The organism is Bradyrhizobium sp. Kon69 (assembly GCF_055807515.1).
In genome coordinates this window covers 100183-117048 of the sequence record NZ_JBVVOS010000001.1, presented here as the reverse complement: position 1 = coordinate 117048, position 16866 = coordinate 100183, and the positions used below count along the sequence as shown (strand labels likewise).

Genomic DNA, 16866 nt, shown 5'->3' with positions numbered 1-16866 from the left:
GTGAACCAGCCAGCCGTATCGCCGACGCTCGACACGCTATTTCAGCGCACGCTGATGCGGCAGCCGCACGCGACCGCTCTGCTCGATCCCCTGAACAAGTTCCGCGTGACCGGGCACCAGCCGCGGCGGATGAGCTATGCCGAGGCTGACACGGCCATCGAGGCACTGTCCGCCTATTTCGTCGAATCGGGCCTGCCGGCCAATTCCGTCATCGCCATCCAGCTGCCGAACACGGTCGAGTTCGTGCTCACCGTGCTCGCCGCCCATCGCGCCGGCCTCGTCGTCGCCGTGCTGCCGCTGCTCTGGCGCCATGCCGAACTGACCGCCGCTCTCAACCGCACCGCGGCGCGCGCCATCGTCACCATGAGCACGGTCGACGGTGTCAGCTATTCCGATCTCGCGATGCACGCGGCCGCGGAAGCCTTCTCGATTCGCCATGTCTGCGGCTTCGGCACCAACCTGCCCGAAGGTATGGCCTCGCTCGACGACGTCTTGGCCCGTCCGCCCGGCACCGCGCGCGCCGTGATTCAGGATGGCCGCAAGGCGGCGATGATCTCCTTCGACGTCACCGCGGAAGGCTTTCGTCCGGTGCCACGGCCGCATTTCAGCCTGATCGCCGGTGGGCTCGCGATGTCGCTGGAAGCCGACATCAGGCAAGGCGCGACCGTGATGGCGGCGTTCACGCCGATGTCGTTCGCAGGGCTGGCCTCCTCGCTCGCGGTGTGGCTGCTGTGCGGCGGCACGCTGGCGCTGCATCATCCGTTCGACAACGACGTGCTGGAGCAGCAGATCAACGCGCACGAATGCGACGTGCTGATCGCGCCGGCGCAATTTGCCCAGCGGCTCGGCGATTCCGATCTTGCGGCGCGGATGCCGACCTTGCGCAACGTCATCGGCCTGTGGCGTGCCCCCGAGCAGGTGGCGGCGAGCGAGGCATGGATCGCGCCGCAAGCGCCGTTCACGGACGTCTATCTGTTCGGCGAGGCCGGACTGTTCGGCGCCCGGCGTGGCGAAAACGGCATGCCGGTGCCGGTGATGCCGGGACCGCATGGCGCGCCGCGCGAGCAGTCGGGTTCGTCGATCGCCGGCGAGATTCTGCTGACGCCGAAGGGCACGCTCGGGCTGCGCGGCCCGATGGTACCGATCGCGGCCTACGCCCCGCCGCCGCCGGTCGGCGACACCCTGATCGCGCAGCCGCCACGCGACTATGTCGATACCGGCTATGCCGCGCGGCTCGATCGTCCCAGCGGCGCGATCTGCATCACCGCGCCGCCCTCCGGGATCATGGCCGTCGGCGGCTACCGCTTCCTCTCCAACGACCTCCAGGAATGGGCGCGACGGCTCGGCCAGGGCGCCCTGCTGACCGCGCTGCCCGACCGGCTCTCCGGTCACCGGCTCGCGGGCCGCGCCCAGGACAATGCCCGCGCCCGCGAGGCGCTCAGCGAACTCGGACTTAACCCTCTGATGGTCGAAGCTTTTCGCGACCGTTCCGGGCCGGTCTAAGCGTAGTTTCGACCGTTCCATTGACGCTGCATTAAGGCGGCGGGACTAGATTGCGCGGCACCTGTCGTGTGATCAGAGTCTCTCGATGTCCCAGGCCGGCCCGATCCTGTTTGTGTCCAATGGCGAGCGGCCGGCCTTCATCGCGGCGCTGGACGAGGCGCGATTCTTCCCCGTGATCGACACCGGTTGGGCCGGCGCTGTGCGCGCGGTCGAAGAGGTGCAGCCGGCCGTGGTTCTCGCCGCGATGGATGCCGGGCACGAGCCGCATCTGGCGCTACTCGCCAGGAAAATCGCGGAGCAATCGCCTTACCTTCCCTTCGTGGCGCTGGATGCGGCAGGCGCACTCCCGCACAACGCCCTGCCTTTCTCCTCCTCGCGCGCCGGCCATTCCGAACGCCTGATCGCGCGGCTTCGCGCCGCACTACGGATTCGCACGCTCCATGCCACGGTGCTGCGCCGGCTGCCCGAGGTGAAAGTCGCGCTGCCGGAGGCTGATCCCGTTCGCGATGCCACGGTGCTTCTGATTGGTCGCGGCGCGGCTTACCCTGCGCTTTCCGTCGCGCTCGGCGAGCGCGTCGGCGTCATCGGGGCGCTCTCGATCGAGGCGGCGGCCAAGCATCTCAACACCCGCGACCTCGACGGCGTCGTGCTCGCCGAAGGTTTTACCCCCCGCGTGACCGATGCCTTCCTCACGGTCCTCGCCGAGGACACCCGCTTCCGCAGCCTGCCCGTGGTCGTCACCGCGCATCAATTGACGCAGACTTACGACCTGCCCAATCTCGAGCTGATCCCGGGCGAGCCGCCGAAGGTCGCCGCCAACGCGCTGCCCTTGATCCGCCAGCACGCCATGGAAGCCCAGCTGAGCCGCACGCTGCGCTCGATCGACGCCGGCGGCTGGCTCGACCCGCGCAGCGGCCTGCTCACGGTGGAGGCTTTTGCGCGCGATTTTGCCAAGGCGGTCGAGCAGACGCTGGCCCGCGGCGGCGGCCTCTCGGTCGCGCGTTTCGCCTTCGATCCCGGCAGTTCCCGCGCCCAGCTCGATGCCGCGCGCATTCTCAGCCGCCTGATGCGGCAGATGGATTTTGGCGTGGCGCAAAAGGACGGGTCGGTCATCGTCGTATTCGCGGAGACCGACTTCCGCACCGCGCACATGATCGCCCGCCGCCTCTCTGCAGTGATGCGGCACACGTCGAACGGCAAGCACGAGATGCGCAGCGATCCCGTCGTCTCGGTGGATTCGCTGTCGCCGTCGGATACGGGACGGTCGCTGCTTGGGCGGCTGTCGGCCGATGCGTCGCGGGCGGCGTCATAGTCATCCGCCAGCGCTCGCTGCCGTCGGAGTTCGACTGCTCTTATGTGGAATCTCTACGCGAAACACCGTTCGCATTCTCATTCGCGACGGCCGACAGCCGGCGCAAAAAACCCGCGGCCGGTGCACGGTCGCGGGTTCAAAGATCCGAAGCTCTGCCAGTACATCCGTGGTCAAAGCAACGTCATTGAGATTGCGGCAGCCTATGCGGCGCGCAGATTTTCAGCAGCAGACTTGCCGGTCCGGCGATCTGCAACGATTTCAAAAGAAACCTTCTGCCCTTCGTTGAGGGTATTCATGCCGGCGCGTTCAACGGCGCTGATATGAACGAAGACATCCTGGCTGCCTTCGTCCGGCTGAATGAATCCGAAGCCCTTTTGGCTGTTAAACCACTTCACAGTTCCCGTCGTCATGGGGATCGTCCTTTAAGATAGATAAACGTTTAGCCGCGCTCAGAAGCGCGGTGGGTGTCGTCGAGATCTGGAGGGAGGGTCGTCAGTCAGGCGCGCTTTTCAGCGGCGAGGCCAAGTCGTTCGGCCGAAACTCGATAGATTGAAGGTAGCAACTGTTCGATCATTCCGCAAGTGATCATATGTCGCTGTTCCGGGATCCGGGTGCGGCGCGTCGTTTCGCGCCGCGCCGCACCCGGAAACTTCTACGCCGCCTTCTTGCTCTGCGCGAGCTGCGCCAGCTGGCGCATGATCTCGGTGGTGCCGGCGAGACGCTCTTCCGGCGTTTCCCAATCCTGCAGGAACACCACCTTCATGTCGGGCCGTACCTTCGCGGCCTGGCCGTGGCTGCGGATGAACGACACCAGGCGGTCGGGATGGGCGAATGAATTATCACGGAAGGCGATGACGGCGCCCTTCGGACCGGCATCGATCTTGCCGACATTGGCCTGACGGCAGAACGCCTTGATTGCGGCCACCTTGAACAAATAGCGCACCTCGTCCGGCAGCACGCCGAAACGATCGCGCATCTCGGCGCCGAAGTTCTCGATCTCCTCCTCGCTGTCGAGGTCAGCGAGCCGGCGGTAGAGCGACAGCCGCACCGACAGATCGCCGACATAGTCCTCCGGAATGAGCACGGGCATGCCGATGGTGATGGTCGGCGACCAGCGATCGGCGGCGGGCTCGGACACGCCGGCCTTGAGATTGACGATCGCCTCCTCCAACATCGATTGATAGAGCTCGAAGCCGACCTCCTTGATATGGCCGGACTGCTGCTCGCCCAGGATGTTGCCGGCGCCGCGGATGTCGAGGTCGTGCGAGGCGAGCTGGAAGCCCGCGCCCAGCGTCTCCAGCGATTGCAACACGGTGAGCCGGCGCTCGGCCTGCGCCGTGATCTTCTGCTGCGCCGGCAGCGTGAACAGCGCATAGGCCCGCAGCTTGGAACGGCCGACGCGGCCGCGGAGCTGATAGAGCTGGGCGAGGCCGAACATGTCGGCGCGATGCACGATCAGCGTGTTGGCGTTGGGAATGTCGAGGCCGGATTCCACGATCGTGGTCGACAGCAGGATGTCGAACTTACCGTCGTAGAACGCGGTCATGATGTCCTCGATCACGGCGGGCGGCATCTGCCCATGCGCGACCGCGACCTTCATCTCCGGCACGTTCTTGTCGAGGAAGTCCTTGACCTCGGCGAGGTCGTCGATGCGCGGCACCACGTAGAACGCCTGGCCGCCGCGATAGCGCTCGCGCAGCAGCGCCTCGCGGATCATCAGGGGATCGTGCGGAGCGACGAAGGTGCGGACCGCGAGACGGTCGACCGGCGGCGATGCGATGATCGAGAGCTCGCGCACGCCGGTCAGCGCGAGCTGGAGCGTGCGCGGGATCGGCGTGGCCGACAGCGTCAGCACGTGCACCTCGGCGCGGAGCTGCTTCAGCCGCTCCTTGTGGGTGACGCCGAAATGCTGCTCCTCGTCGACGATCAGCAGGCCGAGGTCGCGGAACTTGATCGACTTGCTGAGCAGCGCATGGGTGCCGACGACGATATCGACCGAGCCGTCGGTGAGGCCTTTCTTGACCAGATTGAGCTGCTTGGCCGGGACCAGGCGCGAGGCCTGCGCGACCTGCACCGGGAAACCCTTGAAACGGTCGGTGAACGTCTTGTGGTGCTGACGGGCGAGCAGCGTGGTCGGGACCACGACCGCGACCTGCTTGCCTTCCAGCGCCACGGCGAAGGCGGCGCGCAGCGCCACCTCGGTCTTGCCGAACCCGACGTCGCCGCAGATCAGCCGGTCCATGGGACGGCCAAGCTCGAGGTCCTTGAGCGTGGACTCGATCGCGCCAAGCTGATCCTCGGTCTCGTCATAGGGGAAGCGCGCGCAGAACTCGTCGTAGAGGCCCGGCTGCACCGGCAGTTTCGGCGCCTCATGGAGGTGGCGCTCGGCGGCGATCTTGATCAGCTCGCCCGCGATCTCGCGGATGCGGTTCTTGAGCTTGGCCTTGCGCGTCTGCCAGCCCGAGCCGCCAAGACGATCGAGTTCGACCGTGGTCTGGTCGGAGCCGTAGCGCGACAGCAGCTCGATGTTCTCGACCGGCAGGAACAGCTTGGTCTCGGCGGCATAATGCAGTTCGAGGCAGTCATGGGGCGCGCCGGCGACGTCGAGCGTCTGCAGGCCGATGAAGCGGCCGATGCCGTGATCGACATGGACCACGATGTCGCCGGCGGCGAGGCTCGTCACCTCCGAGATGAAATTGTCGAGCTTGCGGCTCGCCTTGCGCGGCCGCACCAGGCGGTCGCCAAGGATGTCCTGCTCGCTGATGAGCGCGATCTCGTCGGTCTCGAAACCGCTTTCCAGGCCGAGCACGGCGAGCATGGTCTCGTTGCGCGGTGTCGCCTGCACCGTGCGCCAGCTATTGACGCTGGTTACGGGCGTGAGCTTGTGATCGCGCAGCATCGAGGTCATGCGGTCGCGCGAGCCCTCCGTCCAGAGCGCGATGACCACCTTCTTGCGGCTTGTCAGCAGCCCATGCACATGTGCGACGACGGCTTCGAAGACGTTGACCTTGTTGTCGTTGCGCTCCGGGGCGAAGTCGCGGCCTTTGCGTGCCCCGGCATCGACCACGCTGGTACCATCGGCAGGAACCGAAAACTGCGTCAGCCGCACCAACGGCATCCCGCTCTCGCGCTTGGCCCACTCCTCCTCGGTCAAATAGAGCCGGTCAGGCGGCAGCGGCTTGTAGATGGCGCCGCCGCCCGGATGCTCCATCGCATCGCGGCGCGCCTGGTAATAATCGAGGATCTGCTTGAAGCGCTCGCGGATGGCGTCCTCGGCCTGCGGCTCGATCGCGACGGCTGCCCCTTGCAGATAGTCGAACAGCGTGTCCATCCGGTCCTGGAACAGGGGCAGCCAGTGCTCCATGCCGGGATGACGGCGGCCCTCGCTGACGGCCTCGTAGAGCGCATCGTCGCGCTCGGGGGCGCCGAACTCGGCGACATAGCCCATGCGAAAGCGGCGGATGGTGTCGGTGACGAGCTGGAATTCGGAGATCGGCACGAGATCGAGCGCGCGCATGTCGAGCAGCGTGCGCTGGGTCTCGGCATCGAAGGTGCGGATCGATTCCAGGCTGTCGCCGAAGAAGTCGAAGCGGACGGGCTGCTCCAGGCCGGCCGGAAACAGGTCCAGAATGCCGCCGCGCACGGCGTATTCGCCGGGCTCGCGCACGGTCGAGGAGCGATTGTAGCCGTTGTGCTCGAGCCAGGCGACGATGGTGTCCATCGGCACGACGTTGCCCGGCGCGACCGACAGCGCCTGCGCCGCGACGAGGTCGCGCGCCGGCACGCGCTGCACGGCGGCGTTCACCGTGGTCAGCACGATCAGCGGCTTGTCGCTACCGGTCAGGGACGCCAGCCGTGCCAGCGTCGTCAGGCGCTGCGCGAGGACGCCGCCATGCGGCGAGACGCGGTCATAGGGCTGGCAGTCCCAGGCCGGGAAGGTCAGCACGGGCAAATCGGGCGCGAAGAACTGCAGGGCCCGTTCGAGCTGCTGCATCCGCGGCCCGTCGCGGCAGATCACCGCGAGGCTGACGGCCGGCTTCTTCGGCCGCGCCGCGATGGCGCGCGCGAGATCGGAGACGACGAGACCCTCGGCACCCTCGGCGACATTGGCAAGCGTCAGCGCGCGGCCGGGCGTGAGCAGCTCGGCCGGCGATTTCATCCCCGCCTTCATACGTCGCGGTCCGCGATCGGAAACGCCTTGATGCGCGCAAACAGCGGGCCGGTGATTTCGGCGGCAAGCACCTTGTCACCGGTGATGGCGGCATAGAGGTCGGGATCGGCCTCTTCGAGCAGGGTCTCGAGCTGCGTCAGCTCGTCATCGGACAGATTGCCAATCTCGGCATCCGCGAAGCGGCCGAGGATCAGGTCCATCTCGCGCGTGCCGCGGTGCCAGCAGCGGAACAGAAGCCGCTTGCGGCGGTCGTCCAGCCCGTTGCTCGATCGTGTCGTTCCCGTCATGTCTCAATTCCAGTCAAACGCCAAAAGCCCGGACGTGCCGGGCCGGGGTGATATAGCTACTCGGGCGGGCCCTGTCAGCCCTCGATTTGTCATGGCCGCTGCCGCCGCAGGGACACGAAAAAACACGTGGATGCCGGGCATAAAGCCGGGCATGACGAGCGAAAACGGTCCTAGATTCGCCTGATGCGCCCCAGCCTGCTCAACCCGCTGTTTGCCCCCGTGACCAGCCTGCCCGGCGTCGGTCCGAAGCAGGACAAGCTGCTGCAATATCTGCTCAGCCGCAGCGAGACGCCGCGGCTGGTCGATCTGTTGCTGCATTTGCCGAGCCAAGTCATCGACCGCCGCGCGCGGCCGAAGATCCGCGACGCCGTGCAGGGAACCATGGTCACGCTGGAGGTCACGGTCGACCGCCACCGCCCGCCCCCGCCGCGCAATGCCCGCGCGCCCTACCTCGTCTACGCCAGCGACGACACCGGCGACGTCGTGCTGACGTTCTTCCGCGCCAAGCCCGGCTATGTCGAGAAGCTGCTGCCGATCGGCGAGAAGCGCTTCGTCTCAGGCACGCTGCAGATGTACGACGGCATCCCGCAGATCGTGCATCCCGACCGGGTGCTGGACGAGGAGGCGATTTCAAAACTCTCCGGCATCGATCCCGTCTATCCCTTGACCGAAGGCCTTGCACTCGGCTCGCTGCGCCGCGCGGTCGCGCAGGCGCTGCAGAAGCTGCCGGCGCTGCCGGAATGGATCAGCCCGGAGGTGCTGCGCCGCTGCAGCTTCCCGCCGATCACCGAGGCGCTTAATCGCGTGCACCAGCCGGTCGAGCTCACCGACATTCTGCCCGACCAGCCGTTCTGGTCGCGCCTCGCCTTCGACGAGCTCCTGGCCGGGCAACTTGCGCTTGCCCTGATTCGCGCGCAATTGCGCCGCCCGGCCGGTGTGCGCAACGCCGGCGACGGGCACCTCCGCAACAAGATCATCGATGCCCTGCCCTATGCGCTGACAATCTCCCAGCGCGACGCGGCAGCCGCCATCGCGAGCGATCTACAACAGCCGGTGCGCATGTTGCGTCTGCTCCAGGGTGACGTCGGCTCCGGCAAGACCGTGGTCGCGCTGCTCGCGGCCGCTGCCGTTACCGAGGTCGGCAAGCAGGCCGCCCTGATGGCGCCGACCGAAATCCTGGCGCGTCAGCACATCAAGACCATCGCGCCGCTCGCCGAGCGCGCGGGCATGCGGGTCGCGATCCTCACCGGCCGCGAAAAGGGCAAGGAGCGGCGGGACCTGCTGGCACAGCTCGAAGCCGGCGAGATCGACCTCCTGGTCGGCACCCATGCGCTGATCCAGGACGACGTGATCTTCAGCGATCTCGCCCTCGCCGTCGTCGACGAGCAGCATCGATTTGGCGTGCGCGAGCGGCTGGCGCTGACCTCGAAGGGCGAGGCCGTCGACGTGCTGGTGCTGAGCGCCACGCCGATTCCGCGCACGCTGGTGCTGACCTATTTCGGCGACATGGACATCAGCGAGCTCAGGGAGAAGCCGGCCGGCCGCCAGCCGATCGAAACCCGCACCATATCGATGAGCCGCCTCGAAGAGGTCACGGCCAGCATCGGCCGCGCGCTTGAATCCGGCAAGCTGGTCTACTGGATCTGCCCGCTGGTCGAGGAATCCGAGGCTGAGGGTACCGAGCACCTGACCAATGCGACCAAGCGCTTCGAAAGCCTGCAGAAGCGTTTCGGCGACCGCGTCGGTCTCGTCCATGGCCAGATGAAGGGCACCGAGAAGGACCGCGTCATGGGCCAGTTCGCCGCCCACGAGATCGGCCTGCTGGTCGCGACCACCGTGGTCGAGGTCGGTGTCGACGTGCCGGCGGCGACCATCATGGTGATCGAGAACGCCGAACGCTTTGGCCTCGCCCAGCTCCATCAATTGCGCGGTCGCATCGGACGCGGCTCGGAGGCCTCGACCTGTCTGCTGCTCTACTCCGACCCGCTCGGCGAGATGTCGAAGGCGCGGCTGAAGGTGATCCGCGAGACCACCGACGGTTTTCGCATCGCCGAGGAAGATCTGAAGCTGCGCGGCGAAGGCGATGTGCTCGGCGTACGCCAGAGCGGCCTGCCCGGCTACCGCATCGCGCGCTCGGAGGTGCACGGCCAGCTCATCACGCAGGCCCGCGACGAGGCGCTGCGCATCCTGAAGGACGATCCGAAACTCAAGGGCGAGCGCGGCGAGGCACTGCGATGCCTGCTGTATCTGTATGAGCGGGATGAAGCGATCCCGCTGATCGGAGCGGGTTAGCTGGCCGCTCGTTGCCGCCCAATCTCATAGGCCGCCACATGCGCGCGGGCCAAATCCAGCAGCGGCGTGTCGACGCCGAGTGCACGGGCCCGGTTGGCCATATCGCCGAGGATATGCTCCGCCTCGGTAATCGAGCCGCGCTCGATATCACGCAGCATCGAGGCCTTGAGCGGGGAGTCCGGGGTCGTGAACAGCTTCCGGTCAAACTCGATGAAAGGCGCTCGCGGCTCAAAACCCGAGGCCGTCGCGACGGAGCAGCATTCCGCGAACAGGCGGAAGATGGATTGCTCGCCGTTCGGAACGGCCAGAATGTCTCCGATGCTTGCACGCATCAGGCAGGTGATGCCGGCGAGCGTCGAGAGCTGGACGAATTTCTCCCACATGTCCTGCATGATCGCTTCGCTGGCGCGCACGTCGATACCGGGCACATGCAGCAGCGTCTCCAGCGCCAGCACACGCTCGCTTAGCGAACCCTCGATCTCGCCGAAGACGATGGTCTGATTGGCCATGAACTGAACGACACGGCCATCCGCGTCGAGCCCGGCGCTGACGTTCGCGAGCCCGCCGAGGACGGAGCTCGCGCCGAACCGCGCAGTCAGGGCGTCGACATGTTTCAACCCGTTGAGGATCGGCAAAATCATCGTGTTGGCGCCAACCGCCGGGGCAAACTGGGCCATCGCATCGTCGAGCGAGTAGGATTTCACCCCGACGAGCACCACATCGAACGTTTCCTTGAGATCGTTGGCCAGGATGACGTTCGGCTGCACGGCGAAATCGCCATGCGGGCTCGCGACGTGCAATCCATTCCGTCGCAATTGCTCCGCACGCCCGGCCCGCACCAGAAAGGTCACGTCGCCGCCGGCTCGGACCAGGCGCGCTCCGTAATAGCCTCCAAGCGCTCCCGCGCCGATCACAAGTACTCTCATTCGAACTCCCAATGCGGAGTGACCGCTTCCGCAGAAACAATAACAGATGAGCCTCGCGACGTCTCCTCCTCGTCATTGCGAGCGCAGCGACTTGTCCGCCGAAGCTTTAGCGAAGGCGGAAGCAATCCAGAGTCTTACCGCGGAGGGATTCTGGATTGCGTCGCTGCGCTCGCAATGACGGTGTGGGTCGAGCTCGGCACATAGCGACCGGGTTGACTCGCGGCGACGCCCCTCACCCGGCGTGCGCACCCAAGAACCTGCCGTGCTCCGCTTCGGTCGCCTCAGTGGCGGGGAACATGCACTCGAGCCGCAGCTCCTCCGCCGTCACCGTCTGCGGCGTTCCGACCGTCGTGATCAGGGAGAAGTAGTCCAGCGTCACACCGCCCTTGACGAAGGACAGCGGAATCATCGGCATCGCATCGGAGGCCGACGGCGCACGCCATTCCGGCTTCACCCCGGGGTATTGCGACAGCTCCTCCAGCAGCGCCTTCGTCCTGATGTCAACCACGTGTCCGACCGCCTCGCGATACACCCGTGCGAGCAGCCCGCGTGCGGTCTGCGGCCAGTTCGCGATGAAGGGGCGCATGCCCTCCGGATCGAACATGAGATGCAGCAGGTTTCGTGGCGCCGGCCGCGCCGACATGTCGATGAAGCAATTGAACAGACGCGGCGCAGCCTCATTGGTCATCAGCACGTTCCAGTACCGGTCCATGACGATGGCGGGAAACGGCTCGTGCTGACGCAGCATGCGTTGCAGGGCACGGTTGATGCTCGTCATGGCGGGCGCCTCGAGCGCGGGATCGGAATAGGACGGCGCATAGCCGGCGGCCAGCAGCAGCTCGTTGCGTTCGCGTAGGGGCACGTCGAGGGCTTGCGCAAGATCGAGCAGCATCTGGCGGCTCGGAACGCTGCGGCCGCTCTCGACGAAGCTGATGTGCTTCTGCGAGACGCCGGCGTCGAAGGACAAATCGAGCTGTGTCTTGCCGCGAATGTCCCGCCATTGACGCAGCAGCGCGCCCGCGGAATTGGCGCGCGTCTTGATGGCACTGGCCGTCGCTTTCATGGCCGACTGATCCTTCCTGTCGAGGTGCGGCATCGTCAAGGCGCATCGGCGGCGGTGCGTCGGCTTATCCGAGGCACCGCCGCCGATGGTAGCAGGTTCGTAGCGATCAACCGAAGGCGACCGGCCCCACGGCGCCGACCCAGTGCCGTACCTTGGTCGCGTCCCTCTCGTCCATGTAGAAGAAGTGCGTCATCGTGGGATGAACCGTCTTCATCGAAGGATCATCGGGTGTCATGTCGACGACACCCCGAAACACCTTCAGCGAGCCCGCGTCCCAATATTCGGTGATGTGATGGAGCGCCGTGAATCCGGTGTCGATGAAGGCCTTCAGATTGGCGCGGATCACCTCGCGTCCCTTCCAATCAGCGACGCCGAGATTGCAGACGGCGTCCTCCGCGAAACAGTCGAAGCCTCGTCCAAAGGTCTTGTCGTCGATCTCCCGCCACATGTCGAGCAGCCATTGCGGCGGCTCCTTCTTCGTAAACATGACTTGCATATCGCTCTCCTCATGCACTGACACGCACGCAACAGGAGGCTTGATTGAATGCGTCCTGTCGGGTGGATGAGCGGGACAGTAGCCAGGCTGCGGATTGGCTCAATTACATGCCAGGTAATAACGCGCGTCCAGCAGGCCTCCTCTTCCCCGGGGCCCCACTTTATGGGACCCTACGACGATGCGCCGGATCATCGTCGTGGGCTGTCAGGGTAGCGGCAAGACGAGCCTCTCCCGGAATCTCGGGCGAAAGCTCGGGCTGCCGGTGGTGCATCTCGACGTGCTCTACTGGCGGCCGGGCTGGAAGCCGTCCGACAAGCCGAGCTTCCGGGCGCGCGTCGCTGATGCGATCGCGGGCGACGCATGGGTCGTCGACGGCAGCTTCTCGGGACTTGCCTTCGATCTCACGCTCGCGCGCGCCGATACACTTGTCGTCATCGACCGCCCGCGCTGGCTCTGCCAGTGGCGCATTCTCCTGCGCTCCGCCTTCGATCGCGACAAGACCCGGCCTGACCTTCCGGAGGGGTGTCCCGAACAGTTCGACTGGAAATTGATGCGGGAAGCGTGGCGCTATGACACCGAGCGCGCGCCTGTCATCGAGGCCGAGCGCGTGCAGTATGGCGCTGACGTCCCGGTGGTGCGCTTGCGACGCGATCGGGACATCCAGGGTTTTCTGGATTCGGTGCACGGCACATGATCGATGGCGGTGACGCGAGACCGGACGATCAGGATTTTGTCTGCGCGATACGCGCGGCGAATGCCTTCATCAGGTCGGTATCCGCCGCCTCGCCCTTCGCGTCCTCGGCGAGATGCTCGAACCAGCGCGCAAAGCCTTCGTAAACCTGGCTGGCCGGATGATCGGGGCCGAGGAAGCCGGAAATCTCGCGCATCTCCGCAACCCAGCGATAGGCCTTCGGGATCATGTCCGGCAGCGCGACTTCGAGCCGGGCCAGAACCGCGGGCTGGCTGAGTGCGAGTTCGTCGCGCAGCGCATCCGCAGCCCCCGCTTTCGTTGCCGCGACCACCATCGCCGAGCCGATCCCGGCGAGGCCCTTGACGATCCCGGCGTACGACATTTTCAGCGCGGACGCGGCACCGACCGGCCCTTCGACGATCCGCACGTCGAGCCCGAGGTCTTTCAGCACGGCGACATCCTTGGCGTGCTCGCCCGACATGTAGAAGGCCGGGCTCTTGCCACCGGGCTGGGGCGGGAACCCGATGATGCCGGCATCGACGAACGGCGCCTGTGCCGAGCCGATGATCTCCTCGATCCTCATCACGGTGTCGACGTTGACGGCATTGCAATCGACGACAACCGGCTTCTTCTCGCGCCGGACGATCAGCCCGGCCAGCCGCTCGGCAAGCGCCACGGCTTCGCCCGGCGGCACGATCGAGAGGATGATGTCGGCGTCCGCGATCGCGTCGTCCTCGGCGCCGATCATGCCGGCATCCACCGCGCGTTTGCGCGTCGCCTCGCTCCGCCCTTTCAACGACGTCAACACACGCGCACCGTGCTCGCCGAGACGGCGGGCCACGGCACTGCCCATGGCACCGGGCGCGAGGATCGCAATGGTTTTGGACATCGTGCACTCCAGATCGAAGTCCGAGCAACGCGCTCGATTCACCGGAGACTAGCAGAGGACGGGACGCCCGCGTGAGCGGCGGCCATCCCGCAGAGGAATGGCCCTACTCCACCTTCGCAGGCTGGGGCTGCAGCGCCGCCGAGGCGTTGGCAATACGCGCGGCATTCGCCATGCCCGCCAGCGCCGCCGCCTTCTTCGGGTCGGGCGCCGAGCCCGGCTGCACGACGCCGGCCGACATGATCAGCGTCGCGGCGTCTTCGGTGCTCATGTCGACCTCGACGATCTTGCTCTTGGGCACGTAGAAGAAGAAGCCGGTGGTCGGGTTCGGCGAGCAAGGCAGAAACACCGAGACGTGCTCCTCCTGACCCGGCAGGCTGCGGGAGACATCCTCGTTCGGCGATTGCGAGATCAGCACGATCGACCACATGCCCGGCGAGGGAAACTCGACCAGGCCGACCTTGCGGAAGCTCGAGCCCTTGCCCGAGAACAGGGTCTCGAACACCTGCTTGAGGCCGCGGTAGATGGCGCGCACTGCCGGAATGCGGCCGAGGAAGGTCTCGCCGACATCGACCAGCGTCCGGCCGATCAAATTGGCCGCGAGAAAGCCGACCAGAGTCAGCGTGAAGAATGCGACAATCAGTCCCCAGCCGGGGATGACGTACGGCATGTAGGTTTCAGGCCGATAGGCCAGCGGCACGAACGGCCGCACCACGCCATCGACCCAGGTGACGAACCACCAAACCAGATAAAAGGTGATCGCAACCGGTCCCGTCACCACGAGACCGGTGAGGAAATAGTTGCGGAAGCGGCCCATCAGGCCGGTATGCGTCTCCGGCACGGGATCAAGAGGCGCAGGCGCGTCGTCACGGGGGTTCATTCGGGTTCCAGGTCGGTCGCTTCGTTCAAGCTAGGGTCTTCTAGCAGGTTTTGGAAGACCACGAAGCGTTCCGGCCCGACCCTTCTGCCTATTCCACGGTCACGGATTTCGCGAGATTGCGCGGCTGGTCGACGTCGGTCCCCATGATCACCGCCGTATGATAGGCGAGCAGCTGAACCGGGACGGCATAGACCATCGGCGTGAAGGCCGCCGCCATGTCGGGCATGACGATGGTGACGAGGGATTCGACGGTCGCCTCCGCCGCGCCTTTTGCGTCGGTCATCAGGATGATCTTGCCGCCGCGAGCGGCGACCTCCTGCATGTTGGAGACGGTCTTTTCGAACACCCGGTCGTACGGCGCGATGACGACGACGGGCATTGTCTCGTCGATCAGCGCGATCGGACCGTGCTTGAGCTCGCCGGCGGCATAACCCTCGGCGTGAATGTAGGAGATCTCCTTCAGCTTCAACGCGCCTTCGAGGGCAAGCGGGAAGCTGGTGCCGCGACCGAGATAGAGCACGTCGCGCGATTTCGCGATCTCGCGGGCGAGCTTCTCGATCTGGAGCTCGGTGGTGAGCGCATCCGACATCAAACGCGGAATCTCGACGAGCCCGTGGACGAGCTTGGTCTCGTCCTCGTCGGACAGTTCGCCGCGGGCTTTGCCGGCCGCGATCGCAAGATTTGCCAGCACCATGAGCTGGCAGGTGAAGGCCTTGGTCGAGGCGACGCCGATCTCGGGGCCGGCCAGCGTTGGCAGCACGGTCTCGCTTTCGCGCGCGATCGTCGAGGTCGGCACGTTGACGACCGCGACCGTGTGCACGCCCTGGTCCTTGGCGTAACGCAGCGCCGCCAACGTGTCGGCGGTCTCGCCCGATTGCGAAATGAAGATGGCGAGATCACCCTTGCGCAAGGGCGCCTCGCGGTAGCGGAATTCGGAGGCGACATCGACCTCGACCGGCACGCGCGCGAAACGCTCGAACCAGTATTTTGCAACGAACCCGGCGTAGCTCGCAGTGCCGCACGCCGTGATGTTGATGCGCTGGATATTCTTGAAGTCGAACGGCAGCTTGACCGGCAGCGAGACCCGCTCGGTCGCCATGTCGACATAGCGTGCCAGCGTGTGGCCGACCACTTCAGGCTGCTCGTGGATTTCCTTGGCCATGAAGTGGCGATAGTTGGCCTTGTCGACCAGCGAGGTCGAGGCGGCGTGCTTGGTCTTCTCGCGCTGGACGGCGTGGCCGTCCTTGTCGAAGATAGAAGCGCTCGTATGGGTCAGCACGACCCAGTCGCCGTCCTCGAGATAGCTGATCGTGTCGGTGAACGGCCCGAGCGCGATGGCGTCGGAGCCGAGATACATCTCGCCGTCGCCATAGCCGATCGCGAGCGGCGGACCATTGCGGGCGCCGATCATCAAATCGTCCTCGCCGGCGAAGATGAAGCCGAGCGCGAACGCGCCGCGCAGCCGCGCCAATGTCAATTTCACCGCTTCCACCGGCTTGTTGCCGCGCGTGAGCAGATCGTCGACGAGATGCAGCACGATCTCGGTGTCGGTCTGGGTGTGGAACACCGTGCCTTTCTTCTCGAGCTCCTCGCGCAGCTCGCGGAAATTCTCGATGATGCCGTTGTGGACCACGGCGACACGCTCGGTCGCGTGCGGGTGCGCATTGTTCACGGTCGGCTTGCCGTGGGTGGCCCAGCGGGTGTGACCAATTCCGGTCGTGCCCTTGAGCGGCTCGGCTTCCAGCCGCTTCTCCAGATTCTTCAGCTTGCCCTCGGCGCGGCGGCGCTCGAGATGCTTGCCCTCGAGCGTGGCGACGCCCGCGGAATCATAGCCGCGATATTCAAGACGTTTGAGCGAATCCACCAATTGCTCTGCAACCGGCTCGCGCCCGAGAATGCCGACAATCCCGCACATGCGGATCAATATCCCCCAAATCGTCGAAAAATCGCCTAAACGACGCGCTCGGTTTTTAGCGAAGTTCCTAAGGAACCAGATACTCAATAATTATTGCTGATTGAGACAGCACCGATGGCAACGCGCCTCGCCTGCGTCGAACTGGCTGGGCCTTAAACCGCGCGCGTTAACTTGTTGTCAACAAATTTGGCCAACCCTTGCAGACCGAGGAGAGAAGGCCATGAAAGGCTCATCCGACCGCAAAGGTCTGTCATCGATGTCTGTGCGCGCCAGCGAGACCACCGGTACGAACCTTGCGCACTGGCCGCCGCCCCAGCGCGGCAAGGAAAGCAAGCCCGTCTTCATCAAGCACGTCGCCGGCGAGCCGGCGAAGCGTGCCAAGGCGCGCGGCTGGCGCCTGACTCGCGCGATCTTCTCGGAATTCGCCGACGACGAGTAGCGGGC

The 16866-nt window shown here is 65.6% G+C and carries 14 protein-coding genes; 5 read left to right on the top strand and 9 right to left on the bottom strand.

What is annotated here, in order from left to right:
* Together AC0L3U_RS00610 and AC0L3U_RS00605 are read left to right on the top strand one after the other, a co-directional pair.
* Positions 1–1503, top strand: coding sequence for an AMP-binding protein (locus AC0L3U_RS00610; RefSeq protein WP_473360307.1), 1503 nt, complete (start codon positions 1–3; stop codon positions 1501–1503).
* Between the two features lie 85 nt (positions 1504–1588).
* A complete protein-coding gene (locus tag AC0L3U_RS00605; RefSeq protein WP_473360306.1) occupies positions 1589–2815 on the top strand; it encodes a GGDEF domain-containing protein in 1227 nt (408 codons plus the stop codon).
* Between the two features lie 200 nt (positions 2816–3015).
* Here AC0L3U_RS00605 and AC0L3U_RS00600 read toward each other — a convergent pair whose 3' ends face one another.
* The 3 genes from AC0L3U_RS00600 to AC0L3U_RS00590 all read right to left on the bottom strand — a co-directional run bounded on the left by AC0L3U_RS00600 (position 3016) and on the right by AC0L3U_RS00590 (position 7273).
* The gene (locus AC0L3U_RS00600) at positions 3016–3225 is read right to left on the bottom strand and encodes a cold-shock protein (protein ID WP_027518024.1); all 210 of its coding nucleotides are present in this window, start codon (positions 3223–3225) and stop codon (positions 3016–3018) included.
* Positions 3226–3467: 242 nt separating this feature from the next.
* Positions 3468–6986: a transcription-repair coupling factor gene (mfd, locus tag AC0L3U_RS00595; protein ID WP_473360305.1), complete on the bottom strand. Its 3519-nt coding sequence runs from the start codon at positions 6984–6986 to the stop codon at positions 3468–3470.
* Positions 6983–7273, bottom strand: a complete 291-nt coding sequence (locus AC0L3U_RS00590) for an FAD assembly factor SdhE (protein ID WP_473360304.1) — start codon at positions 7271–7273, stop codon at positions 6983–6985. The genes mfd and AC0L3U_RS00590 overlap by 4 nt, the downstream gene beginning before the upstream one ends.
* A gap of 183 nt (positions 7274–7456) precedes the next feature.
* Between AC0L3U_RS00590 and recG the strand changes: the two genes are divergently transcribed.
* Positions 7457–9565, top strand: coding sequence for an ATP-dependent DNA helicase RecG (gene recG, locus AC0L3U_RS00585; RefSeq protein ID WP_473360303.1), 2109 nt, complete (start codon positions 7457–7459; stop codon positions 9563–9565).
* On the opposite strand, the gene panE is transcribed toward recG, so the two are convergent.
* The 3 genes from panE to AC0L3U_RS00570 all read right to left on the bottom strand — a co-directional run bounded on the left by panE (position 9562) and on the right by AC0L3U_RS00570 (position 12050).
* The gene (gene panE, locus AC0L3U_RS00580; protein ID WP_473360302.1) at positions 9562–10491 is read right to left on the bottom strand and encodes a 2-dehydropantoate 2-reductase; all 930 of its coding nucleotides are present in this window, start codon (positions 10489–10491) and stop codon (positions 9562–9564) included. The genes recG and panE overlap by 4 nt on opposite strands.
* A 232-nt stretch (positions 10492–10723) precedes the next feature.
* Positions 10724–11554, bottom strand: a complete 831-nt coding sequence (locus tag AC0L3U_RS00575) for a helix-turn-helix domain-containing protein (protein ID WP_473360301.1) — start codon at positions 11552–11554, stop codon at positions 10724–10726.
* A 106-nt stretch (positions 11555–11660) separates the two neighbouring features.
* On the bottom strand, positions 11661–12050 hold the full coding sequence (locus tag AC0L3U_RS00570; RefSeq protein ID WP_473360300.1) for a nuclear transport factor 2 family protein: 390 nt from the start codon (positions 12048–12050) through the stop codon (positions 11661–11663).
* 178 nt (positions 12051–12228) lie between these two features.
* On the opposite strand from AC0L3U_RS00570, the gene AC0L3U_RS00565 reads away from it, so the two are divergent.
* Positions 12229–12744, top strand: a complete 516-nt coding sequence (locus tag AC0L3U_RS00565; RefSeq protein ID WP_473292314.1) for a P-loop NTPase family protein — start codon at positions 12229–12231, stop codon at positions 12742–12744.
* Positions 12745–12772: 28 nt separating this feature from the next.
* On the opposite strand, the gene AC0L3U_RS00560 is transcribed toward AC0L3U_RS00565, so the two are convergent.
* The 3 genes from AC0L3U_RS00560 to glmS all read right to left on the bottom strand — a co-directional run bounded on the left by AC0L3U_RS00560 (position 12773) and on the right by glmS (position 16422).
* Complete coding sequence (locus AC0L3U_RS00560; RefSeq protein ID WP_473360299.1) at positions 12773–13630, bottom strand: NAD(P)-dependent oxidoreductase; 858 nt, start codon at positions 13628–13630, stop codon at positions 12773–12775.
* Positions 13631–13733: 103 nt separating this feature from the next.
* The gene (locus tag AC0L3U_RS00555; RefSeq protein WP_473360298.1) at positions 13734–14507 is read right to left on the bottom strand and encodes a DUF502 domain-containing protein; all 774 of its coding nucleotides are present in this window, start codon (positions 14505–14507) and stop codon (positions 13734–13736) included.
* Positions 14508–14595: 88 nt separating this feature from the next.
* Positions 14596–16422, bottom strand: coding sequence for a glutamine--fructose-6-phosphate transaminase (isomerizing) (gene glmS, locus AC0L3U_RS00550; RefSeq protein ID WP_456764271.1), 1827 nt, complete (start codon positions 16420–16422; stop codon positions 14596–14598).
* A 220-nt stretch (positions 16423–16642) separates the two neighbouring features.
* Here glmS and AC0L3U_RS00545 point away from each other — a divergent pair, with 220 nt between their 5' ends.
* On the top strand, positions 16643–16861 hold the full coding sequence (locus tag AC0L3U_RS00545) for a hypothetical protein (protein WP_473360297.1): 219 nt from the start codon (positions 16643–16645) through the stop codon (positions 16859–16861).
* The last annotated feature ends 5 nt before the right edge of the window (positions 16862–16866 follow it).